A 4,483-nucleotide genomic window follows, 5' to 3' on the forward strand; every position below is an offset into this window, starting at 1 on the left:
CCGGTACAGCCGCCAGGCGCGGTTGGCCTCGCCGTGGATTTCCGGGGTGGACAGCAGCACGTGGGCTTCGCCGCGCCCGGCCAGCAGCCGCCGCGCCAACGCCTCACCCAGGCCGCGGCCCTGCGTGGCCGGCGCGATATGCAACTCGGTCAGCTCGAAGTAGCTGGTCATCAGGCGGGCGATCTCCGGGGCGGGCCGGCCGCCGCGCTGTAAGCCCTGCACGACCTGCTGCTGCCACCACTGGTCGGGGGCGCCGCAGTAGCCGTAGGCAACGCCCAGCAGCGGCGCCCCGGTTAGCTCGGCCGCCGATGGCGCCGCACCGGCGCGCACGTCGGCCTCGACGGCGGCCACCGCCTGCCAGCCGCGTCGGCGCATATGTTCCAGCCACATCGACGCCCGCTGGCTCTCCGTGCCACGCGGGTAACTCATCGCGTCGACGTAGACACCCAGAGCGTCACCGAGGCGGCGGGCCATGTCCTGGGGCGCCAAATCGATGAGGAATGTGCCCAACTCTCCGGTGTCCTCCTGGTGGTCGGGGTGGTGCTGCCACTGCCATTATCCGGGCCGGGTGAGTGATGCCCAGCCATGATCATGTCGGCTGGCCGCGACGTCGGGGCGCATCACCGGGCCTGCCCGCCCGCATTGTCGCCGGGCTACACTCATCGTTCGAACCCGGTGGTACGCCGCAGATCGACCTCGTATCATCAGTGGTAGTTGCCCGTCGCTGCGGGCATCCACGTGCTATCGGAAACCACGTGACGGGCCGTCGGCAAGGAGGGACGAATGCCACTCTCCGATCATGAGCAGCGGATGCTCGACCAGATCGAGAGCGCTCTCTACGCCGAGGACCCCAAGTTCGCCTCCAGTGTGCGCGGCGGTGGACTGCGCGCGCCGACCACCCGGCGACGGGTCCAGGGCGCGGCCATGTTCGTGGTCGGTCTGGCGATGCTCGTGTCCGGTGTGCCGTTCTACGCGAACGTCAACCACAGCTTCCTTATCCTTTCCGTCGTCGGCTTCGTGGTCATGTTCGGCGGGGTGGTGTTCGCCGTCACCGGCCCGCGGATCGCCGGTGGCCGCGGGCAGTCGGGGTCGTCGGCCCCGAACGCCGCGCGGCCGGGCCGGGTCAAGGGCGCCGGGGGGTCGTTCACCAGCCGCATGGAGGATCGGTTCCGCCGCCGCTTCGAGCCGTAATCCTTATCGGGTTTCACGTCGGGTTTACGGTGGGGCAGCCCAGTTGGGCTGCCCCTTTTTGGTTTTCGGGGGCCGCCGGCGTCGGGATTGACGTTTACGAGGCCGCAGCTGTGGCGCCGAGACTGCGCTGGCGGCATCGAGCCTGCAGTGAGGGCATCGACACTGCGGTGAGGGCGTCGAGTCTGCGGTGAGGGCGTCGACACTGCGGTGAGGGCGTCGAGTCTGCGGTGAGGGCGTCGAGTCTGCGGTGAGGGCATCGACACTGCGGTGAGGCCGTGTTTTCGCGACGATAGTGGGCCTGAGCGCAGGCTCGATGCCGTGGACGCAGGCTCGGTGCCCTCACCGCAGGCTCGATGCCGTGGACGCAGGTTCGACGCCCTCACCGCAGACTCGACGCCACCGACGCAGGCTCGACGCCGCCAATTCAGGCTCGGCGCCACGAGTTCAGCCTCGATCGGACGCATCACGGCCACCAGTTTCCCCACCGCGCCCCACCTTCGGCCCAAGCCGCGGATTACCGCGCTGAGCTGGTAATTCACCGCCACGACGACCCCTGCCGCCGGCCCCAGCCGCGACCAACCGGGCCGCATGGTGGGGGAAACACCCAACCGTTATCTCTCAGAGGGCGCGAAGTGGGGGATTGTGGGGTATGGTGGCTGAAGTCGGCGGCGAGACGGAGTGCAAGGAGGCTCCGCCAGGCGGGAGGTGCGCGATGTTCCTCGGCACCTACACGCCCAAGCTCGACGACAAGGGGCGGCTGACCTTGCCCGCAAAATTTCGCGACGCACTGGCAGGAGGGTTGATGGTGACGAAGAGCCAAGACCACAGCCTGGCCGTGTACCCGCGGGCGGAGTTCGAGCAGCTGGCCCGCCGGGCCGCCAACGCGTCGCGGCGTAACCCGGAGGCGCGGGCGTTCCTGCGTAATCTGGCCGCTGCCACCGACGAACAACACCCCGACGGCCAGGGCCGCATCACGCTGTCGGCCGACCACCGCCGCTACGCCAACCTGTCCAAGGAGTGTGTCGTCATCGGATCCGTGGATTACCTCGAGATCTGGGATGCGCAGGCCTGGCAGGACTACCAACAAACCCACGAAGAGAACTTCTCCGCGGCCAGCGATGAAGCACTCAGCGACATCATTTGAGGCGCATGCCCGTGCCTCGTGGCCTCTGCCCGAACCGACCCTGACGTACTTCCCCAACGCCAGGTTCGCGCTATCGGACAGGGACCTCGAGGCAGGGGCTACCCGCCGTGCTGCCGTGTGTTGCCAAACCCAACGGGGAGGTGCTGTGGGTGATTTCGGCCATGTGCCGGTGCTACTGGAGCGCTGCGTCGCCCTGCTGACCCCCGCGCTGACCCGGCAGCATCCCGACGGGTCCGGGGCTGTCCTGGTCGACGCCACCCTGGGTGCGGGCGGGCACGCGGAGCGGTTCTTGTCCGAGCTGCCCGGGCTGCGGCTGATCGGTCTGGACCGCGACCCCACCGCGCTCGACATCGCCGCCGACCGGCTGGCGCCATTCGCCGATCGGCTCACCCTGGTTCGGACCCGCTACGACGGGATCGCCGACGCGCTAGCCGAATCGGGTTATGCCGCAACGGGATCGATCGACGGCGTGCTCTTCGACCTGGGCGTCTCGTCGATGCAGCTGGACCGGTCCGAGCGGGGTTTCTCCTACGCCCAGGACGCGCCGCTGGACATGCGGATGGACCCGGAGGCACCGCTGACCGCGGCCGACATCCTCAACACCTACGACCAGGCCGCGCTGACCGATATTCTGCGCCGCTACGGTGAGGAGCGGTTCGCGTCGCGCATCGCCGCGCAGGTCGTGCGTCGCCGCGCGCACACGCCGTTCACCTCCACCGGCGAGCTGGTTTCGCTGCTCTACCAAGCGATCCCGGCGCCGGCCCGGCGCACCGGCGGGCATCCCGCCAAGCGGACGTTCCAGGCGCTGCGGGTCGCGGTCAACGGCGAGTTGGACTCGCTGCGCGCCGCGCTGCCCGCCGCATTGGACGCGCTGGACGTGGCCGGGCGCATCGTGGTGATGGCCTACCAGTCGTTGGAGGACCGCATCGTCAAAGGCGTGTTCGCCGAGGCGACCGCGTCGCGCACACCGCCCGGGCTGCCCGTCGAACTTCCCGGCCACGCACCGCAATTCAGGTCGCTGACGCACGGAGCGGAACGGGCCGACGCCGCCGAAATCGAACGCAACTCCCGCAGCGCCGCGGTGCGGTTACGCGCCCTGCAGCGGGTAGAGCAACGGTCAGCAAGGAGGGGAGACCGATGACCACCAAGCGCGAAGCGCCGGCGCGGCGCGGCGGCGACCGTCGTCGTCGCCCCGATGGTCCCACCCGCCGAACGACGCGCCGGCCCGCCGAGGCGACGTCATCGGGTCGCGGCCGGCCGCGGAGCGCGAGGGCTACCGCGCCGGCCCGCGAGACCCGGGTGCCGCGGCCCGGTCCACAGACCGCAACCAGGACCCGGCCGGCTCCGGCGAAAAGCACCAAGCAGGCCAAGGCGCGGGCGAAGGCTCGGAAAGCGAAGGCGCCCAAGGTTGTTCGCCCCCCGCTGCGAGAGCGGCTGCTCACCCGGCTGGCGTCGGTGGACCTGCGGCCCCGCACGCTGCTGGCCAAGGTGCCGTTCGTGGTGTTGGTGATCGGTTCACTGGGTGTCGGGTTGGGCGCCACGCTGTGGCTGTCCACCGACTCGGCCGAGCGTTCCTACCAGCTGGGCAGCGCGCGCGAGGAGAACCGGGCGCTGGTGCAGCAGAAGGAGTCGCTGGAACGCGATGTGCTCGAGGCGGAGGCCGCCCCGGCGTTGGCCGAGGCGGCGCGGAATCTGGGCATGATCCCGTCGCGGGACACCGCGCATCTGGTGCAGGACCCGGCCGGCAACTGGGTGGTGGTCGGCACCCCGAAACCCGCTGAGGGAGTGCCGCTCCCGCCGCTGAACACCAAACTGCCCGACGAACAACCGGCGCCGCCCACCGGATCGGCGGGGAACCCCGTCGAGGTGCCGGTGCGGGTGCTGCCCGGCCTCGGGGAGCCCACCCCGGGCCTGCCCGCCCCGGCGCCGGCCGTGCTGCTGCGCGCCCCGGATGGGGGGACGACGCTGGGCGCCGAACATCTGCCCGGCGGCGGTGACCCCGCCCCGGCCGGCCCGCCCGCACCGGGTGTGCCCGACGCCCCGGTCGCCGGTCCACTGCCGGTTCCCGCTCCGCTGCCCCCGGCGCCGGTCGCCGCGGCCCCCGCGCCGCAAGCCGCGGCCCCCGCGCCGCAACCCGCGGTTCCCGCG

At 71.0% G+C, this 4,483-nt stretch carries 5 protein-coding genes; 4 read left to right on the forward strand and 1 reads right to left on the reverse strand.

Annotated elements, in window-relative coordinates; translation table 11 throughout:
- The coding region (locus BKN37_RS25970; RefSeq protein WP_083342059.1) for a GNAT family N-acetyltransferase at positions 1-510 on the reverse strand (510 nt) is incomplete at its 3' end.
- A 273-nt stretch (positions 511-783) separates the two neighbouring features.
- On the opposite strand from BKN37_RS25970, the gene BKN37_RS25975 reads away from it, so the two are divergent.
- The 4 genes from BKN37_RS25975 to ftsL form a co-directional block, all read left to right on the forward strand.
- Positions 784-1,191, forward strand: coding sequence for a DUF3040 domain-containing protein (locus BKN37_RS25975; RefSeq protein WP_071030049.1), 408 nt, complete (start codon positions 784-786; stop codon positions 1,189-1,191).
- Between the two features lie 712 nt (positions 1,192-1,903).
- On the forward strand, positions 1,904-2,335 hold the full coding sequence (gene mraZ, locus BKN37_RS25980; RefSeq protein WP_071030051.1) for a division/cell wall cluster transcriptional repressor MraZ: 432 nt from the start codon (positions 1,904-1,906) through the stop codon (positions 2,333-2,335).
- Complete coding sequence (rsmH, locus tag BKN37_RS25985; RefSeq protein WP_083342058.1) at positions 2,310-3,476, forward strand: 16S rRNA (cytosine(1402)-N(4))-methyltransferase RsmH; 1,167 nt, start codon at positions 2,310-2,312, stop codon at positions 3,474-3,476. Before mraZ ends, rsmH begins: the two co-directional genes overlap by 26 nt.
- Positions 3,473-4,483, forward strand: a 1,011-nt coding sequence (gene ftsL, locus BKN37_RS25990) for a cell division protein FtsL (protein WP_083342060.1), incomplete at its 3' end; no start/stop codon positions are given. The genes rsmH and ftsL, both read left to right, overlap by 4 nt.

This window comes from Mycobacterium talmoniae, from assembly GCF_001854525.1.
Classification (GTDB): Bacteria; Actinomycetota; Actinomycetes; order Mycobacteriales; family Mycobacteriaceae; genus Mycobacterium; species Mycobacterium talmoniae.

Coding starts and splice junctions, on each gene's coding strand:
- rsmH (WP_083342058.1), top strand. CDS start 2,310: ATGAAGCACTCAGCGACATCATTTGAGGCGCATGCCCGTGCCTCGTGG.
- BKN37_RS25975 (WP_071030049.1), top strand. CDS start 784: ATGCCACTCTCCGATCATGAGCAGCGGATGCTCGACCAGATCGAGAGC.
- mraZ (WP_071030051.1), top strand. CDS start 1,904: ATGTTCCTCGGCACCTACACGCCCAAGCTCGACGACAAGGGGCGGCTG.